Raw genomic sequence first — 23,922 nt, 5'->3', positions numbered from 1 at the left:
ATGAAAACATATTCCAACCTTAAATTTTGTTCTTTTCTTTTGCTTTTCGGTATGGCTTTTAAGGGACATTCCCAAGAAATAGACCGAAAGGCTTTGGTTACCCGCCACAATGTTATTGTCACTTCTCTCGACACATTAGCCTCACTTAGTGTTGGGAACGGCAGCTTTGCTTTTACAACCGATGTGACCGGGCTTCAAACCTTTGCTGAATATTACCAGGGGGGCGTTTCTTTGGGGACACAATCGGAATGGGGATGGGATTCTTATAAAAACCCGGATTCGTACATTTTCGAAGAAACTTTGAAAAACTATGACCAATATGGCCGAAAGGTACCTTATTCCGTGCAAATAAAAACCCCGGAACGCAGCAAGCAGGCCGTAAATTGGTTCAGGGAAAACCCACACCGCATACAGCTGGGAAATCTGGGATTTGAAATTACCAAAAAAAACGGGGAACAAATAACGCCCAAAGACCTTACAGGCATTCATCAGGAATTAAATTTATGGACGGGCATTATAACCAGTGAATTTTATATTGAGGGGGCTCCCGTTAAAGTTGAAACCGCTTCGCACCAAAAACAGGACGTTATCGCCGTAAAAGTAACATCGGATTTAATTACAAAAGGGCAACTTAAAATTAGGTTCCGCATTCCATATCCTTCGGGAAAATGGAAAGATACGGGCGTAAACCGGCAAAGTAACAAAAATTACACGAGCACTTTAAAAACAACAAATAATGGGGCTTGGATAACACACCGCATGGATTCTTTAATTTATCATGCCAAATTTTTATGGAAAAATAAGGCCACCATTACCGAAAAAGAAAAGCATTATTTTATCATTGCCCCAACTGAAAAAAGTTTCTCTTTTACCTGTAAGTTCACTACTGAAAAAAACACTAAAAGCACCCCCGATTATAATGAGACCCTGACAAACAGCAAAGAAAACTGGAAACGTTTTTGGCTCAGCGGTGGTGCGGTCGATTTTTCACAGTGTACCGATAAAAGGGCTTTTGAAATAGAGCGGCGCGTGGTACTCTCCCAGTATTTAACCAAATTACAGTGTTCCGGAAACCAACCCCCACAAGAAACCGGACTTACCTATAACAGCTGGTATGGAAAACCGCATTTGGAAATGCATTGGTGGCATGGGGTTCATTTTGCCTTATGGAACCGCAGTAATTTACTACAAAAATCTTTGAATTGGTATGACAAGGTACGCGACAAAGCCTTTAAAATTGCGAAAAGGCAAGGTTTTGATGGGCTTCGATGGCAAAAAATGACCGATCCCTATGGAAATGAAAGCCCATCTTCGGTAGGTTCATTTCTGATTTGGCAGCAGCCGCATTACATCACCTTTGCCGAACTACTTTACCAAGGAAACCCTTCCAGGGACATTTTAAATACCTATAAAAAAAACGTGTTTGCCACGGCCGATTTCATGGCCTCTTTCGCCCATTTCAATAAAGAAAAAAAACGGTATGAGCTCGGGCCGGGCGTAATTGCCGCACAAGAACGCTTTAAAGCAATGGAAACCTTCAACCCTACCTACGAACTAAACTATTGGTTCTGGGGCCTGAAAACCGCCATTGAATGGAAAGCAAGGCTTGGTGAGACCCCACCGAAGAAATGGGTTGAAGTAATGAACAACTTATCGGAGCTTCCCGTTTTGAACAAGGTATACCTGGCAACGGAAAGTGCACGGGACTCCTATACAAATCCCGTTTTCAAGACAGACCATCCTTCTGTTTTGGGAACATTGGGGATGCTCCCCTTAACCGAAAAGGTTGATGTAGGAATTATGAAGAATACCTTTCATCTCATTTGGACAGACTGGACATGGGACGATACATGGGGCTGGGACTTCCCCATGGCTGCCATGACGGCTACGCGTTTGCACATGCCTGAAAAAGCAGTCGAAGCACTATTAATGGATATCCGTACCAATACATATCTTCCCAATGGCCATAATTTTCAGGACGAGCGGCTTACCATTTACCTGCCCGGAAATGGGGGGATCCTAACTGCCGTTGCCCTTATGTGTGCCGGATGGGACGGAAATACCATAGAAAATCCCGGGTTCCCAAAAGATGGAAAATGGAACGTAAAATGGGAAGGACTTCAAAAAATGTTTTAATATATGAAAACAACAGTTCAATTATTTTTAATGTGCATTTGTGGTATCGTTAATACGCAAGGGCAAACAGCCGATAAGCCATTATACAGAGACCCCGTACACGATGGAGCAGCCGATCCAACGGTAATTTGGAACGAACAGGCAAACAAATGGTATATGTTTTATACCAATCGCAGGGCCAATGTCGATAGTTTGGATACCATTAGTTGGGTGCACGGTACACAAATAGGCATTGCAGAATCTTCAAATGGCGGCGCCAGTTGGAAATATAAAGGTATATGCAATATTGATTATCGGCCAACCGAAGAATACTCGTATTGGGCACCAGACGTTATTGAAAACAAAGGAATTTATCATATGTATTTAACCTATGTTCCCGGTATTTTTTCTGATTGGTACCATCCTCGTAAAATTATTCACTTAACAAGTACCGATTTACTTAGCTGGAAGTTTGAATCTGAATTGAAATTAGCCTCCGAAAGATGTATCGATGCCGATGTTATTCGGCTTCCCAATGGAAAATGGCGTTTGTTTTATAACAATGAAAATGACGGGAAGTCAATTTATTATACAGATAGCGATGATTTGTACCATTGGCCAAACAAAAGCAAAAAAGCCGCGAAAGACCGTGGCGAAGGCCCGGTAACATTTAAATGGAAAGGGAAATTCTGGATGATCTGCGACAGTTGGGATGGTCTCTCTGTTTATAGTTCAACCGATCTTGCAACATGGAACAAACAAGCGCACAACATCTTAAAAGAACCGGGAAAAGGTATTGACGATAAGGTAAAAGGCGGGCATCCTGATGTGGTGATTAGCAACGACAAAGCCTATGTTTTTTATTTTACGCATCCGGGAAGGGTGCCGTCCAGCAAAGGAATAGATACCTACGAAACCCGTAGGAGCAGTATTCAGGTCGCAGAATTATATTACAATGTAGAAGACCAAAGCATTGGCTGTGACCGAAATAAAAAAGCAAGCATCAGTCTAATCCCTAATTAATTTACTAACCTGAGTTCGATTATTATTACAAAGACAAAATTTTAAAGCAATGAAAGTATTTTAATTAGTATTTTCTATTTTTTTGAGTGCTTTTCGGTTTTTTTATAAAATTCCATATTGTACCCTAAATAAAAGGAAGGCCATGGCGGTTGGTTATAACCAACATTTTGCCAAACAATTGACATTCTGTATTGCCTGTCCTGCATTAAGGTGGGCAATTTTCGGGTAGACATTTCCGGATTTATAAATATCCGCAGCGCCGAATTATCGGAAGTACGTAGCATTACCTCTTCCCGCCAATCACCAAAAAGGTCTGCCTGAAGGCTTGGTGTAGCCTTGGTCCCATTATTTGATTTACATCCTTCTGCAGTAAAAACAGTTCCAACACCATATTTTGAGATGGAATTCCCGTCCAATAGTTCTCTATCCAATTCATCGTCCCACCAAATGGCAAAATTAATGGAAGGGATCTCGGTTCCTACCTGTTTCCCATCAGTATTATAAACCCCAAGGTCTCCGGAAGCCCAAAATTCTGCCCCTACTTGTGTAGCATCAATATCGGCAGCGAGCCCCCTTCCTACATCCATTTTTTTCTTATGCTGCCAAATGACTTCTCCTGTACGGGCACTTCTAAAAGTTACGCCATCAACTTTATTTTCATGGGGCATAAAAACTTCCAGCCCTGGCCTTTCCGGATCAAAATCGGAAACATGCAGGGCATCTCCGTGCCCCAAGCCGGTTGTATACAGTCCTTTGCCATTATCATCAACTGTCATGGAACCATATACGATTTCATCTTTGCCATCGGCATCCACATCGGCTATACTCAAATTATGGTTTCCCTGTCCGGCATATGCTTGGTTCCCTGTATCATCTGTATCAAAAATCCATCTTTTTTTAAGTTGCCCATCTTTAAAATCCCAAGAGGCAATTACTGTCCGTGTATAATACCCACGGCACATCACCAGGCTGGGATGTCGTCCATCTAAATAAGCCACCGCACCTAAAAAACGATCGGAACGGTTACCATATGTATCTCCCCAGGAGCCTACATTTCTCCTTCCGGGTATATAGTCTGTAGTAGTTATGGCCTTACCGGTATCCCCTTCAAAAACAGTCAGGTATTCGGCACCTTCGAGAACCCTTCCGCTCTTATTTCTGTAATCCGCATCGGGATTGCCAATAACATTTCCGGTCCCATCGATTGTTCCATCTGCAGTTTTGCATGCCACTTCTGCTTTTCCATCGCCATCAAGGTCATATACCATAAACTGTGTGTAATGAGCTCCTGCCCTTATATTACCGCCTAAATCAATACGCCATTTGAATTCTCCCGAAAGGGTATATGCATCTAAATAAACATTTCCCGTATAACCATTGTGCGAATTGTCCTTAGCATTGGTCGGGTCCCATTTCAGTATAATCTCATATTGGCCATCGCCATCCAGGTCGCCCACGCTGGCATCATTGGCCGTATATGTGTACGAAACTCCATCGGGCGTAGTTCCTCCGGGCGGTATTTGCAACGGGATTTCCAAATAATCATGTTGCCAGACATTTACCGTTTCAGAAGAAGAGGTTTCTTTACCGTTAACTATTGTTTTTATCTGATAAATTCCATCTTTTGTGGTATTATCCGTAAAGTTTGTTGAATTATGTATCGGCTTTTTATTAACTAATACACCATCTCGGTATAAATTAAAACCAATGTTTTCGGAATCATTTACAAAAAGCCTCCAACTAATATATACTTTATTTTCATTAATTCTAACGGCCACAAGGCCCTTGTTTAGTTTTTCCATTTTGTTCTGGGCATTTATCGGGGATAATATGGTAAATGCAAAAAACACAATGAGCAGGTAATAATTTTTCATCTTTCTATATTAATTGTTGATAGTTTAGCAGTTAATTACTTTTATTGTTCGTGAAAACTCCTCAATAAAAACCCTTACTGTAGATTTCTTTAAAAGAAATAAAGCTAAGGTTGTTTATAGTGATTTGTATCCTGTACTATGCTGAAGGAAACTAGCAACAAAAACCGGAACGGCTTATGCTTCCTTTTCTGGCAATAAAAGCTTGCCAAACATTTTCTCATGTAATCCTATTTAAGAAAATTTTGCAAGTAAAACATCAATCTTTATAAAATGAAAACGTGTTATTAATGGGAATTAATCCGAAATTATATGATTTTACTAATCTGCCACAGGACATAACCATTAAATCAATAATTTTCCAACTGTACCAGATAAGGACATGTTTTAAATTGTAACAAATTAGAAAGGCAATCGTCGTACATACACACAAAATGCTACAGCTTTATGAACAAACTTATTTTAATCCTTTTAATTTTAATATCCCCACTTACTTATGCGCAGGAAAAACCAAAATCCCAAATCAAAATTCCATTTACGCTAACACAGGGTGGACATATCGTTATTTCGGCCGAAGTCAATGGGATTAAAGGAAACTTTATTTTTGATACTGGGGCAGGAATAAACCTTCTCACTAAAGATTTTGCCGACAAAATAACCGATTTAGAAAAAACCGACCATTTTTATACAGGACATAGGGCAACAGGCGAAGAACTTCAAGTAGATTTATGGAAGTCCAAATCCCTAAAGGTTGAAGACTTCAAGATCGATAATGAGACTTTTGCCGTTTATGACATCAAGTTCCCGCTTGACGGATTAATTTCGCTAACACCATTGAAAAATACCCCTTTCACCATCGATTTTGAGAATAAGACACTGAATATCGAATCTGATACCACGTTAAAAGAAATTAAACAACAAGAAGACTTTGAAATGCCCATTGAAATTTCAAACGATCGTGAAATCGAAATAAATATATCAACGCAAGTGAGACTTAATGACAAACTGACGTTGAGTGTAAGACTGGACAGCGGTGCAGGATTTGATGTATTCCGATTTAATGCCCGTTTTATGGAAACACTGGGAATCGACAAAACAGCGGTAAAAAGTGAATTTAAGGCAAGTTATTTCAAGCCCGAAAGCGGAAACACCTATTATTATTCCCGATTACCAAAAATGGAAGATAAAAACAGGAATGTCTCCATTGAAAATTTCAAAGCTACATTTATTGAGGGCTTGATTTATGAAGGGATTATGGGAATAAATTGGATAGGAAAAAAACTGACAATCGATATTCCGGATAAAAAAATGTTTGTAACAAAATAGCGCTCCGGTATCTGGATAGTAATAAATGCAACTTTATATCAAAATTTGAAGCTTATAAATTAATCGCCATCAGGTATTATAAAAAAACATAGCCGGGACCATAGTTTTATACAGTCCTAGATTATTTTGACGAATGCCATATATATTTTTTAAACATAATATAGATTGGAATGGCCAATAATATACTTGCGATAATATCGGTAACCCATCCTCCTACCAAGGCAGATATCAAAGCATATAACGAAATGATTGCCAAAACAATTGGTATTCCCCAGAGTTTAAATCGTTTGTTTCGCATCATCCTTTAACTTTACTGTTATTTTTTGAAAAAGTTATTTTAGACTTTCTTCTTTCAAACCATAGATATAGTCCTGTGATAAGGATTACGATTGTCAATACATCAAAAACAGCCCAGATTATCTTTAAGGTTATCCCGCCATAATCGCCAAAATGGAGTGGCTGTGAGATAAAAAGTGTATCCACATACCACGGCATTTTACGTGCGTCTGTAATAGTGCCCGATTTTGCATCAATAAGTACGGGCATTAACAGTCTGGAGGTAAGTTCTGTATTTCCCTTCATAAACACGGCATAATGGTGCTTGCTTGTAAAAGGGGTACCAGGATAGGCAACTAAAGAAACATCCATGGTGGGTATTTTATTTTCGGCTACATTTACAGCAGCTTCCAGAGAACTTAAACTTCCTTCTATTGGCTTTTCATTTTTATAGGGGGCCGTCATTTCTGCAAGTTGTCCCTGTTGCCACAGCCCCAAAACTACATCGGATAAGGTATTTATAATACCGGTCAAGCCTACGACCGTTAACCATACCACCATTACAATTCCCAGTAAATTATGGGTATCCAGCCATTGCAACCTTTTAGATTTATGCTTCCTTACCATCCCAAAGTCAAAATTCTTCATGATGGGACCGTAAAGTACAATGCCCGAAACAATCGAAATAATAAAGAGGATCCCCATAAGCCCCATAAACAATTTTCCAGGGATTCCCGCAAACATATCGGTATGCAGGCGGAGCATTATGTACATAAACCCTTCGTTTTCGGGTTCGCTTAAAACCGCTCCCGTGTACTCATTTATCAATACATATTTGCTCTTTTCAAAATGATCGTCAGGATGTTCAACAACATCAAAAAGCACTTGGTTTGGATGCTCATCTTTTTCCCAAAAAGCATACCTTACATGTTTTCCGGGATTCTTGGATTCTGCAATTTCAACCAGTTTGTCATAACTCAACCTTTGCTGCCCTTCGATGGTTTCTACGGTAAAATTCTCCTGTAGATGCTCAATTTCTTCATGAAAGATAAGTGGCAGTCCCGTTAAACATAGCAATAGGAGAAAAATTGTACAAATCAAACTTGTCCATTTATGCCATGAAAACCAACGTTTTGCAGTTTTAAGTTTCATTTTTCTTTTTTATTGCTGTTGCTTCAATTAAAAACAATACTATTTTTTAGTTGAACCATACAATAGTTACAGCCTATAGGTAATTCCTCCTACCACGCTCAAAAGCGATTGTGGGTTAGCCGTGGTATATCCGGTCCAATAATGCGCATCGGTAAGGTTGTCTGCCTTTATTGAAAAACGGAATTTATGTATATCGTAATAGGCATTTGCATTCAACACGAAATAAGAAGGCAGTATAAATACTCCTTGCGAGTTTGAGTTAACAATTTTATTATCGCTCGCATAATTGCCCCCAGCACCAAAGCCAAGACCTTCTAGTTTGCCGTCCATAAAACGGTAACTGGCATTAAAATTGGTCAACCAAGGCGAAGAAGCCGTTGTGGGGCGTCTATTATAAACATCGGCATCAAGTTCATCTTTACTGGTATATCTTGAGTCGTTATAACTGGTTCCTGCTATTAAAGAAAAGCCTTTTGCCAAAAATGCACTTACTTCAAATTCCACCCCCTTGCTCGTTAGGCTTCCCGATTGTTTCTGTACAGCTTGGGCACCTACATACTCACCGGTGTTTAGCAGTGAATTTTTCACGTCAATGTTATAATAACTTATCGTGGCATTCACCCTTCCGTCCATGAGATTGGTTTTAAAACCACCTTCCCACTGATTGGCCCTTTCGGGATCGGACAGGACAAATTCGCCGTCGCTACTTGTTAAAATATATCCATTGCTGGTAAAACTGTTTTGATAGTTCCCAAAAACAGAAACCTTATCCTTTACCAGTTCATAGACTAGCCCAAATTTTGGCGACCATGCACCTTGAGTGTATTCGGGAGTAGCTGCCTGACCGCTTTTACCACCTTCAAAATTATTACTTTCATAGCGAAGGGATGTCAGTACATTTAATCCCGGCACAGGAGTCAAAACATTGGAAATATACCCACTATATGTGTTTAAAACCCCGGTTATGGGGTAGGTATTATTCGCATCAAAATCGTAACCCGGTGTATTTCGTAAAGTTTCATAAGTTGTTTCCAAGCTTTCCGCATTTAAAGAATCATAATTGCCTCCGGCAAACGGAACCCAGTCGAATGCGCTTAGAAAAATAAACATCTGCTCGTCTTCCCTTCTTAAATAATCAAAACCTGCGGCCGTGCGGTTTCTCATATTAAATAAATGGAAATCGAAATTAAAGTTTTGCTGAACCTGAAAATATTTTTGCTTGCTATCTACCGTAGATTGGTCGGAGCGTATTACGCCCATTTCCGTATCGGCAGGATCCTGTGTAAATGTAGATTCTGGTGCTATATAAAAATAGGGGTTATATCCGTTTGATTGTGAATACGAAGAATTGATGTTGGTCGATGACTTAATATGGTCGCTAATGGTATAATTTATGGCACCGTACAGGTTTCGTGTTTTAGATTTGGTCTTTAGACCGTCTCCCATATAAGAATTTTTATAGTCCAACCCCCAATCTTCAATAGCTTCTATATTATCCACCCCTAAGGCCGGGCTCAAATAAAATAAAAACTGGTCGGGTACCGCATCGGTGTCCAACATTTCAAACTCCAGGTTAACGTCCAGGTTTTCCGTAAACTTATAGGTAAGGGAAGGTATAAATACCAAAAATGAATTTTCGGCATCCTTTTTTTGGAAGTTTCCGCTATTGGTATATGCCGTATTTACCCTAAAAAGAAGTTTTTTGTCGTTTGTTAGTGGGGTATTTATATCGGCCTGGGCCCTGTAATAATTGTTGCTTCCACCGGCCACTGCCACTTCGCCCCCAAAATTTTCATTGGGCTTTTTGGTAACCCTGTTAATAATCCCACCATAGGAGGTTACATTACTACCAAAAAGCGTTGCAGATGGGCCTTTTAAAACTTCCAGTTTTTCAATGTTAATAGCATCAATCGTGGTCGTTACCGGAGCTACAAGTCCGTTTCTCAATGGATTGTTAACAATAAAGCCCCTTAAGTTTACAAATGCTCCCCCGTCCCCGGCCCTATTGGTAGCACTCCACATTTTTTGGAGCCCCGTAATGTTCCGGTAGGCATCGTCTACGGTAAAAATAAATTGATTTTTTAATACCTCGCCATCAATAGATGTATAAACCTGTGGGGTTTCTATGGCCCTTAACGGCATTTTACCAACAGAGCTGGTTTCTTTGGATGCTTCAAATTTATTTTTTGTCTGGCCTTCAAGGGTAACTTCTTCTAATTCTTCATTTTCATTATAAAGTACAATATCAAAAATGGAATTGTCATTAACCGTTATTTTTTTAGAAACCATTTTTTTTCCTACATAACGCACTTCTATTGTATAATTTCCAGTTGGCACTTGTTCAAATACATAATTTCCATTGCTGTCCGTTACCGTGCCTTTTTGCAATTCCCTTATCATAATCGATGCATTGGCAACCGGGGCTTGAGACCCACTTAAAACACTACCCGCTACCCTAAAGTATTCTTGTATATCATTGTTGGGGTCTATTATACGGTAGGATGCATGTGTAGGCAATGATGCAAATGCAAAGACTAAGCAGGTAAGTGCTATGTATATATTTTTCATAGTTTTTAGTTTGTATCGTGATCAGTTATAAATCGACACAAATATATTTATTTAGATTTAATAAAAATAATTTTCTTTGTTGGGAATTAAATATTCTTGAAAACTTCATGATTGAATGTATCATATGGAAGTTGAAATATTTTTAATAGAAATATTTATATATTGAAGTTGTATATGCCTGTAAAACTTGTTTTTGGGACATTTTTTTGTGATACCAACGCCGGTATTTATACAACATTGAAAGTACACAATCACTTTGGACTTTGTTTTAGGATAATGTTTTTTGAAAGGCTTAACCAATTCAAAAAAAGAATCGTTCAGGGCTATTGATAACCCCGAACGATCTTCAGACAAGTTAAAACTAAACTGCTAACTAAATTAAAACTAATCTACTCTTCTTTTATATTTTGATTATCCTTTTATTAGCTGAGTTTAACGGGGCTCTCGAATCAATTTATTCATGGAAACTGTTATACCGCTTATTTTTCCCTTAAAGTAATTTTGTTCTCCCTGGTTTAATTGCTGCATTCTGGCCAGCCCACATGAAAAATATCCAGAATTAATAGCCGTAAAATCTTTTTCAAGGGAATGGTTTACTATGTCGGCTCCGTTAAAGGAAACCGACAATTTCCCTTTATTTGAAAGCTGAAACAAAAGGTGCCCGTTTACATCTGATAAAATATCGCTGAAAAATTCACGTCCGTCCCCTAAAACAATGCCAAGCTTTCTGTTTTTTAAGATGAGCCTAAACTGGTTAAAATATTCGCAAAGCACACCGTTGTTCCCGGTTCCGTCAATGTACAAATTCATGATAAGGGTCTTTGGGGACCATCTATCCCGTTCAAAAGAAAGGTCGCTTACGCTCATCCCCTGTGATATGCTATATGAATTGCTGTGAAAAACAGGCAAATCTCCTTGAAGGATCGTGGCCATGCCTTCGCCCTGTCTTAAGAGTTCGTTGTTCAATTGCCGTTTCAACTGTTCTTCCTTGCGGGAAAATGTATGTCCTTTAATTAAATTTTCCGTTTCCCAGGGATCGGTCTTTAGGTTGTACAATTCTTCCGGCGGACGGTAACTGTACCTGTTCAAAAGGAAATTGGCGCGGTCGCTGGCCTTAGCTTTTTCCACCCAGGAATCAAAATAAAACATATTCTGTTCCACTTTATCTATATGGGTTATAAAACGTCTCTCGGGGTGATAATTTTTAATATACTGCCAACCATTGGCATCGATAACGGTTCTGGAAGGGGTATAATTGTACCAATATTGAGGTTCCATCGAGGTCTCTCCAAAAACATAGTCGCGGTGTTGTTCTTTTTTACCCAGTAAAACGTCCTTAAAACTTATACCGTCCAGATTTTTTATCGGTTCCCCTCCTGCCAAGTCTATCAAGGTCGGGGTGAGATCGGTCAAGGAAATAAGGGCATCGGTGGTTGTGCCCGCTTTTACCTTTCCGGGCCACCGCACCACGAAGGGAACGTTCAGGCCTTGATCGTAAGTGGTCCATTTGGCTCCCGGAAATTGCGTGCCCTGATCGGAAAAAAACATAAAAACGGTATTGTCCCCTTCTCCGCTCTGGTCAACCGACTCCAATATTTTCCCAAGCATTTTATCGGCCTTGGCAATACTCTGGTAGTAAGCGGCCAGAGCTTCTCGGGTCTGTGGGGTATCTACTAAATAACCGGGCAATTTTAACTTTTCGGGGGCATAGTTGCCCCCTTCCTGCCATGGCACATGGGGTAACCAAGTAGCTACAATTAGGCACAGGGGCTTATTTTTATTTTCGCCCTTAAAATAACCATTTATGAATTCTGTCGTGGCATTTCGGGGGTCGTTTCTATTTTCTACCGGAAAATATTTTCCAAAGTATTCACCAATATGCCTATCGAAATTTGGTTTGGGATATACATCGACCTTTCCGGCTATGGCCACATAATAGCCCAGCTTTTTTAAATAATCGGGCAAGGTCTTGGTTTCGGGATTTAAGGCAAAGTGATTCATTTGCGAACCATTCCGAAAAGGATACAGACCGGTTAACATATTACTTCTGGAAGGAGCGCACATGGGAGTTGCCGCATAAGCAGCAGTAAACCGCATCCCTTCCATGGCGAGCTGGTCCATGTTTGGGGTATAAACATCGGTGTTTCCATAACAGCCAACATCTATTTGGCTCTGGTCATCACTGATAAAAATTATAATATTCGGTTTTGATTTTTGAGCCTGCAAAACACAGGCCGTTAAGAGGAATACCCACAGTACATTTCTTGAAACGGGTTGAAATTTAAGATTCAGATTCATAAGTGGTTTTTAGTATTTATACCTTTCTTTTTTACTCTCATTTTAAATAAAGCCCTGTATCTCCTTCTTCTAATATACTATCCAGCTTTTTTACCAGGTGAGGCTTGGTTGCCGCAATATTGACATTTTCATTGGGATCGACAGTATGGTCATATAATTCAACGACAGGAAATTCATCCCTAAAATATTTTGTATATCTATAACGGGGTACCCTTACGGATATTCCCTTGTTGAAATAACTGTATGAAGCCTCTTTCCATGCCTTATCCAATTCGTTTTGGTAAAGTAGGCCTATCATGCTTCTTCCTTTGGTTTTATAGGGCATTTCTACATTACACATCTCCATTAGAGTAGGATAAATATCTATGGAACTAACAATTTTGTCAATTTTCTTTTTCTGTTCCTTTATCCTGGGATCCATAATAATCAATGGACTGCGGAGTGCCCTTTCAAACAAAGTATGCTTGCCCCATACCCTATGGTCGCCAAGTTGCCAGCCATGGTCTCCCCAGAGTACTACAACGGTATTTTTATCAAGCCCCTTTTCTTTAAGCTTTTCTATAAGCTTACCCACTTGGGCATCCATATAGCTTACCGCCGCATAATATGCATGTCTTATTTTTTGTGCATATGCCTTTGAGGCCGGGGTATTTAAGTCTGGCTTTTCTTCTCCCAGTGCATACCTGTTAAATTCTGGACTATTATGAAGGCTGGCCAGGTTTATATATTCAGGGATCTCTGGTGAGGGAGTCAGGGGAATACTGTTTTCCGGGTACATGTTCCAGTATTTTTTTGGAGCATTGAACGGCAAGTGCGGTTTAAAAAACCCGACTGCAAGAAAAAAGGGCCTTTTTGAATTTGACAGAGAATCCAGTTGATGCAATGCCAATTTTGCCGAAAGCCCATCAGGATATCCTTCATCCCCTACATTTCCATTTTCATAGGGTTTCACCTGCCGTTTTTTTGTTATTCTGCTACTGCCATCAGCATAAGCAAAAAATGCATCCCAGCCATCTTTCCATTTCCCCGAATCAAATAAATTTTTATCCCAACTATAGGGAAGTTCGGGCTTTGCGCCTTTAGAGGATTCAGCATAACCATAGAGCCCATCGATATAATGGCTTATTTTACCTATTCCCACGGTAAAATATCCATTTCTTCTTAGTTGATGAATGAAAGTCTCCGGTGTGTCCTTTTCAGGTTGACCGGAAATATAGGTCCTAATAGCCTCATTACTCAATTGGTTCTTTGCTTTTGGCAATAAACCAGTAAGCAGGGCATACCTTGAAGCACCACAAGTTGGCACCTGTACATAATGCTTGTTAAAAACACTCCCATGTGAGGCCAACCGATCTATGTTTGGCGTTTTTATTATTTTAGTACCATAACACCCAAGTTCTGGACGTAAGTCGTCCACAAAAATAAACAGGACATTTGGTGGCGTGTCATTTTTTGCCTGAAAAGAGAAACCCTTAAAAAAGGATAAGAATGCTAAAAAAATAAGGTATCTCATGGTATACTATTTAAAAACTTCATTTGCAAGTAAGCTTTACTATGTTAACAGTATCAATAGCCGGGATTCTGTTCCAATTCCGCATCAATATTCCTTTCTATTTCAGCAGCTGGAATAGGCCAAAGATTATATTTGGGCAAAATTTCATCTGCATAATAGGGGTTAAACCTTTTTACCCTATCATATAGCAATCCCAGCCTCATTAGGGTAAGCCTTCTTTTTTCTTCCACGCCCAGTTCCCTCATCCGCTCATCCAAAATATAGTCAATATCAACATCACCGGCAGCCACTGGATTGGCATGTGCCCTTTCCCTAACCTTATTAATATCTGCTGCTGCTTTGGCATTGTTACCAAGGTCCATATATGCTTCTGCCCTTAAGAGATATGTTTCTGCCATCCGGAACATATATTGGTCGGTATAGGTCGCTCCCGCAGAACTCTTTAAGGTACCAAGTTCCTTATCGTCATAAAGTCCATCGGGATGGTTCATGGGGGTAGTAACCTTAGATTGATAAGCATAAAAATCGCGGGTGGTATCAACCCCTTCTGGAGGGTTTTCCGTTGAAAAAACCTGCCCATAATAAGATGAATTTGGATTATCGGCCGTGAATTCCCTCACAAAGTTATGGTTTGCATTTCGGATATCGTTGTCAAAATCGCTTTCCCATATTTCGTTGGTAAAATGATAAGTAGGAACGGCCCAACCTATTCCACGGCCACCTGTATAATCGCTCTTGGGCCACAAAAAGGGAGACTCTCCATTAACTTTGACATTTCTTATAAAGGGTGCATGGTGTCTTTCCAACATATACGAGCCACCTCTGCCTCCAGATACGGTACTTCCTCCCAATACATCAGTTTCAAACTGAATCACCCAAAGTGCTTCTGTATTTCCCGAGCCCCTATTTTGATTATTCATCCTGAACAGGTCCCAATATACATCACCCGGCGTTTCATTGGCCCTTGACCCAAATCTATTTTGCATTAAAGCCGTCGCGGGGTCGTTAATTACAACCGATGCAGCATTTACGGCATCTTGTGGCCGATTTGCGGCAAGATAAACTTCAGACAATAAATGCCTTGCAGCAAGATTGTTAAGTTTGCCATCTTTTGCTTCGGTAATACCGGGCAGGTTATTGGCGGCATAATTTAAGTCTTCGATTATCTGGTTTAAAACTTCTTCTTTTGAAGCCCTTACAAAATCTGTTCGCGGTTCGGTAATCTCTTCTGTTACCAAAGGCACCCCGCCCCATATATACACCAATGCCCTGTATGCAAATGCCCTAAAAAACCTTGCCTGGGCCAATATTTCTATTTGTTGTTCTTCCGTAATATCTGCAACCGGTGCCCTACTTATAACAATATTAGACTCGACAACCATTGTATAAAGATTGTCCCAATGTGTAGCAGGGATACCGCTATTAGGGTCGTAAGCTGCGATCATATTGGTATGCCTATCGGTGCTCGACTGCCCATCGTAAACCAAATCGGTTCCATAAATAAAGTCAAAAGGACGGTGTTCATCCCTGTCGAAAAAAATTCTTCTGGAAAACCAATATAAATTATTAACGGTGGCATTTAAGCCCTCGTAGGTATCATAAGCATTTACATTGCTTAAAAAATCCAATGGCTTCTCTTCTAAAAAATCATCATTGCAAGAAGTTGTTGCCAAAAGTATTGTTGAAACTATTAGTATTATTTTTCTCATTTTTTCTTTCTTTTAAAAGGTTACGTTTAGGCCAAGGGAATAGCTTCTAAGAAGTGGCCTGCCACCAGATCCCAATCCAACACCTGTTTCGGGGTCCCACCCCCTCCATTTGGTCCATGTAGCGATATTCTTCCCACTTATAAACACTTGTAAACTTTCCATTTTTAGTTTGTTAACCAAGTCTTTATCAAAGTCGTAACTAAGGCTAATATCCTGTAACCTAACAAAACTGCGGTCGCCATATACGGCTGGGGAAACCCGTGGGTTCTTTCCGGGAAATACAGGATCTATGCCCTCCGGGTGGTTTGGTTGCCATAAATCCCTGTCATTTAAATAATTCCATCTAATATTGTTATCGTCGAGGGTTATGGGGTAAATGTTGTTTTGCATGTAGCCATTTTTACCTCCCTGTATGGAATTTATAAATACCCTTAAGCTTATGCCTTTGTATTTAAAAGTATTTAAGATACTAAATCGATATGCCGGGTTGGAATGTCCTAAAATAACCCTATCGTCGGCCGGGGTAATTTCACCGTCCCCGTTTTGGTCTATTATTCTATAGCTCCCAGGGAAATAGCCATCGGGTATATCGTCTCCGATTTGATAGATCCCATCGGTCTCATAATCATAAATAACCCCCAATGGTTCGCCAATAAACAAATTGCTAGCGGTAAGGTCGTCTTCTACACCATCTCCATCGTTATCCCGTCCTATTAATTCCAAGACCTCTGTAGTATTGGTAGCGAAGTTAACGGTAGTGTTCCATTTAAAATTATCTGTACCAATATTCAGGCTTTTAATAGCAAATTCAAACCCCTGGTTTTCAATTTCACCAATGTTGGTCCTTATGGTTTCAAAACCTGTAATATCCGGGATGGCAACATCAAATAGTAAATCATTGGTCCTGGTATAATAATATTCAACCGTACCATTGATCCTAGAGTTTAAAAAACCATATTCCAGCCCTAGATTAATACCTGTGGTTCGTTCCCATCTCAGGTTGGGATTTGCCAACGAGGTTAGCTGTTGCCCAAACACCGTACTTCCACCATCACCAAAAACATAGGCAGCCCGGGTTGTTACACCTGCCAAAGAACTATATCTGCTGGTCTGGTTACTGCTGGTCCCGTAACCTACGCGCAACTTTAAATTACTTACCCAATCTGCCTTAAAGAAGTTTTCATTGTTTATATTCCAGGCCAGTGCAACCGATGGAAAATAACCATATTTATTATTGGCGGCAAATCCTGAAAAACCGTCCCTCCTAATGGTGGCCGTTAACAGGTACCTGTCATCAAACCTGTAATCAAGCCTTGCCATTTGATAATTTAGCGCTTCCCGCCAAGCATCGGAGTAGGTAAACTGGTTAACGCCCTGTTCAAGGCTGTTATATCCAAGGTCCAACCTTGCAAAATCATTTGCGCTTGCACCTGTATATTCAAATTTTCTTTCTATAGCTCCGTACAACAAAGTCAGGTCTATAGCGTGCTTGCCAAAAGTCCTGTTGTAATTTATTATGTTATCTAAATTATAATCGTAATAAAAATCATGGTTTTTATAAGCAGACCCCGTTAAGCCCGAGCCATATTCGCTGGCTCCATAATTTTTATTGATCCTGTAATTATTACCAAAATTTACCCTATACGAAAGCCCTTCCAAAAATGGAAAATCGATTTTCGAGAAAAAGTTGGCAAAGAAATAATCGTGCCGCTCATAATTGTCCACATAATAAGGAATAAATGGATTCTGTACTGCTGTATTGGCAGGGTTTGGGATTAAGTTTCCTTCTTCATCAAAAGGTTTTAATAAGGGGGAAGTACGCACCAAATCTGTAATACTTGGCTCGGCGCCGTCTTTATTTACAAAGGAAGCAAAACTTTGAACGCCTACTTCCCACCAATCCGTTGCATTGGTAGAAAGGTTAATCCTTGCGCCTTTACGCTGAAATTTATCGTTTACAATGAACCCTTCCTGATTGGTATGGTCAAGGGATATTAAAAACCTTATTTTTTCTGATCCGCCCGAAACACTTATTTTTTGCTCGTTTATAAAACCGAGTTGGGTTCCTTCATCCCACCAATTGAAATTGGTATCTACAATGTTTCCATTTTCGTCCAACATGGAAGAATCTATATAATCGGCCAGATCGAAATCGGGGTTCGGGTTTATATAATCGGGCCCCAAATAAGCATTTTCATATTGAAGCTTTCTAATATGTTCTAAATAATCATCACGATTTAATGGACTTAAATCCTTGGAAGGCTCTTGAGTTGCATATGAAGTAGAAATTGTTACTCTTGGCCGTTGATTCTTCTTTCCCTGTTTTGTGGTAATGAGAATTACGCCATTTGCCCCTTGAGCACCATAAACAGCTACTGAACTTGCATCCTTCAATACGTCCATGGATTCAATATCATTTGGATTAATAGATTCCAGAGAACCGTTGTATTGTATTCCGTCCAAGATAATCAACACATTTTGATTTCCCGATATGGTGGTTCTGCCCCTTACCGAAATAGAAGGTGTTGACCCTGCGCTCACTACCGGCCCTACATTAAGCCCCGGTAAATTTCCTTGCAATAATTGCCCGACATTACTTACGGGAACTTGTCTAAAATCTTCAAGGTTTGCACTTCCCACGGCTCCAGTTACATCTTTTCGTTTACGGGTACCATAACCTATAACCACTACTTCATCCAGGGCCTGAGCATCTTGCCTTAAGGTAACATCGATAGTGGTCTGATTGGCCGCCTTGATTTCCTGGGTTACAAAACCTATGTAACTAAATACCAAAATGGCACCATCTGGAACATCCGTCAGGCTATAATGACCGTCAAAATCGGTTTGCGTTCCTATGGAAGTCCCTTTAACTACAATATTAACGCCCGGTAACGGACCGGTATCATCAGATACCGTTCCCGTTATGCCCGTCTGGGGAAGTTCTAAATATGATTGCTCTGTTATTTCCGGTTTTTCTTCCCGTTTTTTAAGTGCAATAGTATTATTGGTCTGCTTGTAACTAAGCTGCAACTGATCGGCAATTTCATCTAGGATGCCCCTTAGCGGAACATTTCCTGCGGAAATGGACACTTTTTTACCTTTAGTATCCAACAAACCGTCCTGATAAAAAAAAGTAAATACCGTTTGTTGCTGTATTTGATGGATTACCTGTTGCAAAGTTGCTTCGGTAACATCCATGGACAGGTACACCTGATTAAGGTCCTGGGCTTTTGCCTTATTGGCCAGGGTGAAGTTTGAAAACACCCAGATACAGATTATTAATGAACGTATAGTCATAGATACACACGTCTTAATAAGATTATTTTTCATAATTTTGTGTAATTGATTTATGGAACGTATTTTAAGTTTCAGTAAGGCCTTCCCTGCTAATTGCGTCACCAATTAACGGAAGGCCATTTTTTTTAGGTCTTCATATGTTCTAATTGTTTTAGTTTGGTTAGTTATCGTTTCATTGTTTACATATTATCTGGCAGGATTGGCCCGTTCTGGTGTTAATTCGGGTAAGTATGTCCTCCAGGTGATTACTTTTTGTTTCAATTCTTTTACTATTTCCGGATATTGTCCGGCAAGGTTAGTGGTTTCAAACTTATCCTTCTCCATATTATAGAGTTCGGCATTGTTACGGTGGTAATCGACCAGCAACTTCCATTTTCCGGACCTTATGGCAAGGTTCGGGCTCTTGTCCTTTCCCTTCGGATAGTTAAAGGCATGTTGATTCCTTCCGTATTCCCAGTACATATCCTTTTTGCGTTGGGACGGACTGCCCAACAATACCGATGTCCTGATTTCTCCATCTCCCTGATAATTAGTGGGCAATTCTACCGAAGCAATATCGGCCAATGTAGGCAACAGGTCTGTAGAATTCAATACCGAAACATCATCGGCTTTACCTGCCGGTATATGCCCGGGCCATTTGGCGATAAACGGCATGCGTACCCCTCCTTCATAAAGGGACAACTTTGTACCGCGAAGTCCTCCCGAACGGCTGCCCCTAAAACTCGGCAGGGGCCCATTGTCACTGGTGAAAATAATAATGGTATTATCTTCGATCCCCATTTTTTTTATTCCGTCAAGGAGCCTACCAATTTGTTTGTCGTATTCCTTTAGCACCATTTGGAAAGCTTTTTCTTCTTCCGGGTCCATGGGAAATTTGCCCGTAAAACGAAAATCTACTTCCGGCACCCAAGGCGTATGCATATCATCTGGCCATAGATTTACGAAACAGGGTTTTCCTTTGTGCCTTTTAAGGAAATCCAGGGTTTTATCAACAAAATACCTTGTCCTATCCCAACGTTTTATGCTATCTTCAGGAGACCATATCCAATTGGTGGCAGTAATAATGGGATCTGGATCCGGGCTTTCATAGGTGCTTATGTGCTCATCGAAACCATATTTATCAAAATTGGGTGCATTTTTAATATCGCGGCCGCCACCCATGTGCCATTTTCCAAAATGTCCGGTAACATACCCTCCCCGCTTCAATATTTTGGCCATGGAAGGTGCATTTACATTTAAATAATTGGCCTGTTCTGCGGCCCCGTTACTCTTTCTGTCATTTAAAAAAGTGGTAAAGTTCCATTTTGCGGGGAACATACCGGTTAAAATGCTGGTTCGCGACGGGCTACAAATAGGGGCCGCACTGTAATATTGGGTAAATTTAGTACCTTCTTTTGCCAAACGGTCTATATTAGGCGTGGGTATGCCGGCACCCCCAAAAGTCTGAATATCGCTAAACCCCATGTCATCTGTAAGAATAACAATAATATTTGGTTTATCCTGTGAAAATCCAGCGATGTTAAAAAGCAGGACTCCCATTATTAAAAGTAGCTTGAGCATTTTTATATGAAAGTTTTTCATGTTGAATTATATAAAATTAATATCCGGATTAGGCATTATTACATATTTTAATGGCATCATCGCTTCACGGAAGTTTTTATAAGGTTCATATACTTAATCGTTTTAGTTTTTTAAATATTTTTTTAATGACACGGGTTTCCATCAATTTCCACTACATTGGCCGATACATATTCATAATCTACATCCAGTACATATCTAAAATTTTCCAAAATCTGTTTTAAGCTGGCCTTCTTGTAAAACTCACCGGTAACGGTACATTTGTTGAGTGCTTTATTTTTTATGACAATACGTACTCCATACCATCGCTCCAACATTATTGCAGCTTGATCCAAAGGGGTTTGTTCAAATACCAAAATTCCATTTTTCCATGCCAGGGCCCTCGAGATATTTACTTTCTTTTTGTCCATATGGCCACTTTGGTAGATGGCCTGCTCATTGGGGAGCAAAACCACTTGCCTGTCTTTTTTCAGCTCATTTGAAGAAACCATCACCTTTCCCGTTGCCACGCTTATCCGTTCCTGTGCATCGCCCTTGTAAGATCGTATGTTGAAAGAAGTTCCTAGCACCTCGGTCCTTACATTGCCCGCTAAAACCACAAACGGATGTTCCGGTCGGTGCACTACCTCAAAAAATGCCTCGCCCTCAAGCCGTACTTCACGCTGTTCTTTTTTAAATTCCCGAGGATATACCAGTTTGGAACCTGCGTTTAAAAATACGGAGGAGCCGTCGGGAAGGGTTATATTGCGCTTCTCTCCCATAGGGGTGGTCATGGTTACCAACCGCTGCTCCTTCATGGCCCTTAGTTCGGGATATATACGGGCTATCATCAATACGGCCAAAACGGCAGCTGTGGCCATGATCCATGGCATTGCCCTTTTAAAGTGCTTACGGCCGGTCCGGGATCGGACAAAACGGTTAAAATCAACTGTTTTGCTTTCAGTCCTTTCACTTATATTGATTTCCGGTGCGGTACCATCGTCCATCAAAAATAAAATAAGGTCGTTATAAACGGGATCTTGAAGGTAGGCAACAAATTCTTCGTATTCATCCTTGGAAATTGAATTGTTCCGGTAAACTTCAATTAAATATTTTATTCTTTCTTCCTGGGCCATAAATAGCAATTGCGCTGTACCTATAATACACGGGAATTAGAAAAAGTCCCGACGAAATCGATTGAAAATTTAAAAAAAGGTAGAAAAAAAAGAAATCGACACGATTCTGATGGTGTATTCCAAATAGGGTTCCAAGCGGTCTTTAATAATCCGTAAAGTCTCCCATAGGTTGTTTTTTACCGTCTTTTTTGTTACGCCCAATGTAGTTGCAATTTCTTCGTTGCTCCTCCCTTCATATTTGGACATAATGTAGATCGTCCGCTTCTTTTGGGGAAGTTCCTCAAGAATCTGATTAAAGATAGTTTGGTATTCCTCAAAGACAATACGTTCTTCGGGATTGGCCTGTGCCATTTTTACCCGGTCCCATAATTCTTGTTTAAGGGTTTCTTCTTTTGTGTTACTTCTTAAATAATTAAGCGAAAGGTTTTTGGCAATGGTATACAAAAAGGACCTGCAACTTTTTTGGGCATTGAGAGTCGCCCTGGACTCCCATAACCTGATAAATGTTTCCTGGGTCAATTCTTCCGCTACTTCAACGGATTTGGCATAACTTACAATGAATTTGAGTATGGGAAGCCTATAATGGGAGAATATGGCCTCAAAAGCCGCTATATCATCCTGTTTCAATTTAATGAAAAGAAAATGATCGTCGGTATCCTTCATTATTGGGTTTTCAGTTAGTTTTGTAGTGACAATAATACTTAAAAAAATAATAAAAGTAAAATTTACCTGAATTAAAATTTGTTTTTCACTAATTTTAATGCCAATTATTTAGCAATACCCCATTGTTTTACATTTCATTGTAATTATTTACAATTATTGATTAATGAATGCAATTAAAAAACGGACAAGGAAAAAAACTCCCTGTCCGATTTTCTTTAACGCCGCTAAACGCTAACTATCTAAAAAAAACTAATTGTGTCCCATCAATGCTTTTTATATACCCGCTTACCCGATTTAAAGGCACTATGGATGACAATTTCCCCGTCAGCCAAGCCAAACAAGACCAGATCGGTATTTTCTCTTTCAGGATACATAAGTTTATAGGGGATATTGGATGCCATTTCCCAGGCTTCTTCAAACGTGGACAAACCTTGTTTGAGTAAAAAATTAATACAATCCAAAAGGGAAGCTGCCGATCCGGCAAGCAATTCTTTATGTTCGTACAGGGAAAGCCTCCCCTTACCGTCTAGTCTTACCTTACCGCCAATATGTGAGTTGTATACCCCGGGCGCCATGCCTGCAAACATCGTAGCATCGCTTACCAAAATAATCTGGTTTTTCTTTACTTTTAAAACGGTCTTTATAAAATTAACCGGCAAATGAAATCCGTCGGTTATCAAACTGGGCACGAGCAAATCGTTTGCCAACTGATCGTAGATTATGTTCTTGTTCCTGGAGAGGAACAAGGGGGCACCATTCCCAAGATGAGTAGATAGGGATGCCCCTGCCAGGACGGCTTCTTCAATTTGTTCATCGGTGGCCATGGTATGTCCAAGGGCAACTTTTACATTGTCCTGTACACATTTTTTTATAAATTCGACGGAATTTTCCCATTCCGGGCTCAAAGTAACCAACTTTATGCGATTTCCGGAAGCCTTTTGAAATGCGGTAAACAGTTCCCAATCGGGGGCTTTAACATGGGCACCGTCATGAGCACCCCTTGCCTGCGAGTCCGGTGAAATAAAAGGTCCTTCCAAATGAATCCCGGCGACATAGGATTGGATAACAGGGTTTTTCAGACATAATTCATTTATATTTTCCAAAAGGGATATCATATTGGAATCGGAATTCGTAATTACCGTTGGAAGGAAGGACAATACCCCTTGTTTTGACATCTGGTCAATGACCTTTAAAAAATCGTTCTCAAGTATGGGAAAAGAATTGAAATCGGTATTGAGGAAACCATTTATCTGAATATCGAACAATCCCGGGGCCATGTACAGTACCTTGCGATCGTGCGAATCAACCTTGGCCATAGAAACAACCTGTCCATTTTTCAGGGTTATCTGAAAATTTTCATTTGTAAAACAGTCAGCACAGTAAATGACTTCTTTCATCTTTCAAAATTTGATTTATCA

Annotated in this window: 14 protein-coding genes; 3 read left to right on the top strand and 11 right to left on the bottom strand. The window is 40.0% G+C overall.

The genetic code is table 11. The annotated features are described in order from the left end of the window. On the top strand, positions 1-2,136 hold the full coding sequence (locus tag UXI14_RS03395; protein ID WP_335964843.1) for a hypothetical protein: 2,136 nt from the start codon (positions 1-3) through the stop codon (positions 2,134-2,136). Positions 2,137-2,139: 3 nt separating this feature from the next. Continuing rightward, positions 2,140-3,138, top strand: a complete 999-nt coding sequence (locus UXI14_RS03390; protein WP_335964842.1) for a glycosyl hydrolase — start codon at positions 2,140-2,142, stop codon at positions 3,136-3,138. 74 nt (positions 3,139-3,212) lie between these two features. On the opposite strand, the gene UXI14_RS03385 is transcribed toward UXI14_RS03390, so the two are convergent. Further along, complete coding sequence (locus tag UXI14_RS03385; protein ID WP_335964841.1) at positions 3,213-5,012, bottom strand: rhamnogalacturonan lyase; 1,800 nt, start codon at positions 5,010-5,012, stop codon at positions 3,213-3,215. A 444-nt stretch (positions 5,013-5,456) separates the two neighbouring features. Between UXI14_RS03385 and UXI14_RS03380 the strand changes: the two genes are divergently transcribed. Then, positions 5,457-6,335: a retropepsin-like aspartic protease gene (locus UXI14_RS03380; RefSeq protein WP_335964840.1), complete on the top strand. Its 879-nt coding sequence runs from the start codon at positions 5,457-5,459 to the stop codon at positions 6,333-6,335. A gap of 297 nt (positions 6,336-6,632) precedes the next feature. Here UXI14_RS03380 and UXI14_RS03375 read toward each other — a convergent pair whose 3' ends face one another. The 10 genes from UXI14_RS03375 to UXI14_RS03330 all read right to left on the bottom strand — a co-directional run bounded on the left by UXI14_RS03375 (position 6,633) and on the right by UXI14_RS03330 (position 23,901). Next, positions 6,633-7,763 (bottom strand): PepSY domain-containing protein, encoded by a 1,131-nt coding sequence (locus tag UXI14_RS03375; protein WP_335964839.1) that lies wholly within the window; start codon positions 7,761-7,763, stop codon positions 6,633-6,635. A 66-nt stretch (positions 7,764-7,829) separates the two neighbouring features. Continuing rightward, positions 7,830-10,331 (bottom strand): TonB-dependent receptor, encoded by a 2,502-nt coding sequence (locus tag UXI14_RS03370; protein WP_335964838.1) that lies wholly within the window; start codon positions 10,329-10,331, stop codon positions 7,830-7,832. A gap of 432 nt (positions 10,332-10,763) precedes the next feature. Beyond that, positions 10,764-12,629, bottom strand: a complete 1,866-nt coding sequence (locus UXI14_RS03365) for a sulfatase (protein WP_335964837.1) — start codon at positions 12,627-12,629, stop codon at positions 10,764-10,766. A 37-nt stretch (positions 12,630-12,666) separates the two neighbouring features. Beyond that, complete coding sequence (locus tag UXI14_RS03360; protein WP_335964836.1) at positions 12,667-14,142, bottom strand: sulfatase; 1,476 nt, start codon at positions 14,140-14,142, stop codon at positions 12,667-12,669. Positions 14,143-14,195: 53 nt separating this feature from the next. Next, positions 14,196-15,851 carry a RagB/SusD family nutrient uptake outer membrane protein gene (locus UXI14_RS03355; protein ID WP_335964834.1) on the bottom strand — a complete coding sequence of 552 codons (1,656 nt, stop codon included), beginning with the start codon at positions 15,849-15,851 and terminating at the stop codon, positions 14,196-14,198. A 12-nt stretch (positions 15,852-15,863) separates the two neighbouring features. Continuing rightward, a complete protein-coding gene (locus UXI14_RS03350; protein WP_335964832.1) occupies positions 15,864-19,148 on the bottom strand; it encodes a TonB-dependent receptor in 3,285 nt (1,094 codons plus the stop codon). Between the two features lie 186 nt (positions 19,149-19,334). Beyond that, positions 19,335-20,708, bottom strand: coding sequence for a sulfatase-like hydrolase/transferase (locus UXI14_RS03345; RefSeq protein ID WP_335964831.1), 1,374 nt, complete (start codon positions 20,706-20,708; stop codon positions 19,335-19,337). A 143-nt stretch (positions 20,709-20,851) separates the two neighbouring features. Continuing rightward, the gene (locus UXI14_RS03340; protein WP_277898422.1) at positions 20,852-21,841 is read right to left on the bottom strand and encodes a FecR domain-containing protein; all 990 of its coding nucleotides are present in this window, start codon (positions 21,839-21,841) and stop codon (positions 20,852-20,854) included. A gap of 69 nt (positions 21,842-21,910) precedes the next feature. Then, the gene (locus UXI14_RS03335; RefSeq protein WP_335964830.1) at positions 21,911-22,504 is read right to left on the bottom strand and encodes an RNA polymerase sigma-70 factor; all 594 of its coding nucleotides are present in this window, start codon (positions 22,502-22,504) and stop codon (positions 21,911-21,913) included. A gap of 263 nt (positions 22,505-22,767) precedes the next feature. Then, positions 22,768-23,901: a hypothetical protein gene (locus tag UXI14_RS03330; protein ID WP_335964829.1), complete on the bottom strand. Its 1,134-nt coding sequence runs from the start codon at positions 23,899-23,901 to the stop codon at positions 22,768-22,770. Positions 23,902-23,922: the final 21 nt, after the last annotated feature.

The sequence above is a fragment of the Galbibacter sp. PAP.153 genome, from assembly GCF_037029175.1.
GTDB classification, from domain to species: domain Bacteria; phylum Bacteroidota; class Bacteroidia; order Flavobacteriales; family Flavobacteriaceae; genus Galbibacter; species Galbibacter pacificus.
Note: the sequence above shows the minus strand (reverse complement) of the source record. Positions and strands in the feature narration are given on the sequence as shown.

Excerpts from the sequence above, each read along its gene's own strand:
- UXI14_RS03395 (WP_335964843.1), top strand. The coding sequence starts at position 1 with ATGAAAACATATTCCAACCTTAAATTTTGTTCTTTTCTTTTGCTTTTC.
- UXI14_RS03390 (WP_335964842.1), top strand. The coding sequence starts at position 2,140 with ATGAAAACAACAGTTCAATTATTTTTAATGTGCATTTGTGGTATCGTT.
- UXI14_RS03385 (WP_335964841.1), bottom strand. The coding sequence starts at position 5,012 with ATGAAAAATTATTACCTGCTCATTGTGTTTTTTGCATTTACCATATTA.
- UXI14_RS03380 (WP_335964840.1), top strand. The coding sequence starts at position 5,457 with ATGAACAAACTTATTTTAATCCTTTTAATTTTAATATCCCCACTTACT.
- UXI14_RS03375 (WP_335964839.1), bottom strand. The coding sequence starts at position 7,763 with ATGAAACTTAAAACTGCAAAACGTTGGTTTTCATGGCATAAATGGACA.
- UXI14_RS03370 (WP_335964838.1), bottom strand. The coding sequence starts at position 10,331 with ATGAAAAATATATACATAGCACTTACCTGCTTAGTCTTTGCATTTGCA.
- UXI14_RS03365 (WP_335964837.1), bottom strand. The coding sequence starts at position 12,629 with ATGAATCTGAATCTTAAATTTCAACCCGTTTCAAGAAATGTACTGTGG.
- UXI14_RS03360 (WP_335964836.1), bottom strand. The coding sequence starts at position 14,142 with ATGAGATACCTTATTTTTTTAGCATTCTTATCCTTTTTTAAGGGTTTC.
- UXI14_RS03355 (WP_335964834.1), bottom strand. The coding sequence starts at position 15,851 with ATGAGAAAAATAATACTAATAGTTTCAACAATACTTTTGGCAACAACT.
- UXI14_RS03350 (WP_335964832.1), bottom strand. The coding sequence starts at position 19,148 with ATGACTATACGTTCATTAATAATCTGTATCTGGGTGTTTTCAAACTTC.
- UXI14_RS03345 (WP_335964831.1), bottom strand. The coding sequence starts at position 20,708 with ATGCTCAAGCTACTTTTAATAATGGGAGTCCTGCTTTTTAACATCGCT.
- UXI14_RS03340 (WP_277898422.1), bottom strand. The coding sequence starts at position 21,841 with ATGGCCCAGGAAGAAAGAATAAAATATTTAATTGAAGTTTACCGGAAC.
- UXI14_RS03335 (WP_335964830.1), bottom strand. The coding sequence starts at position 22,504 with ATGAAGGATACCGACGATCATTTTCTTTTCATTAAATTGAAACAGGAT.
- UXI14_RS03330 (WP_335964829.1), bottom strand. The coding sequence starts at position 23,901 with ATGAAAGAAGTCATTTACTGTGCTGACTGTTTTACAAATGAAAATTTT.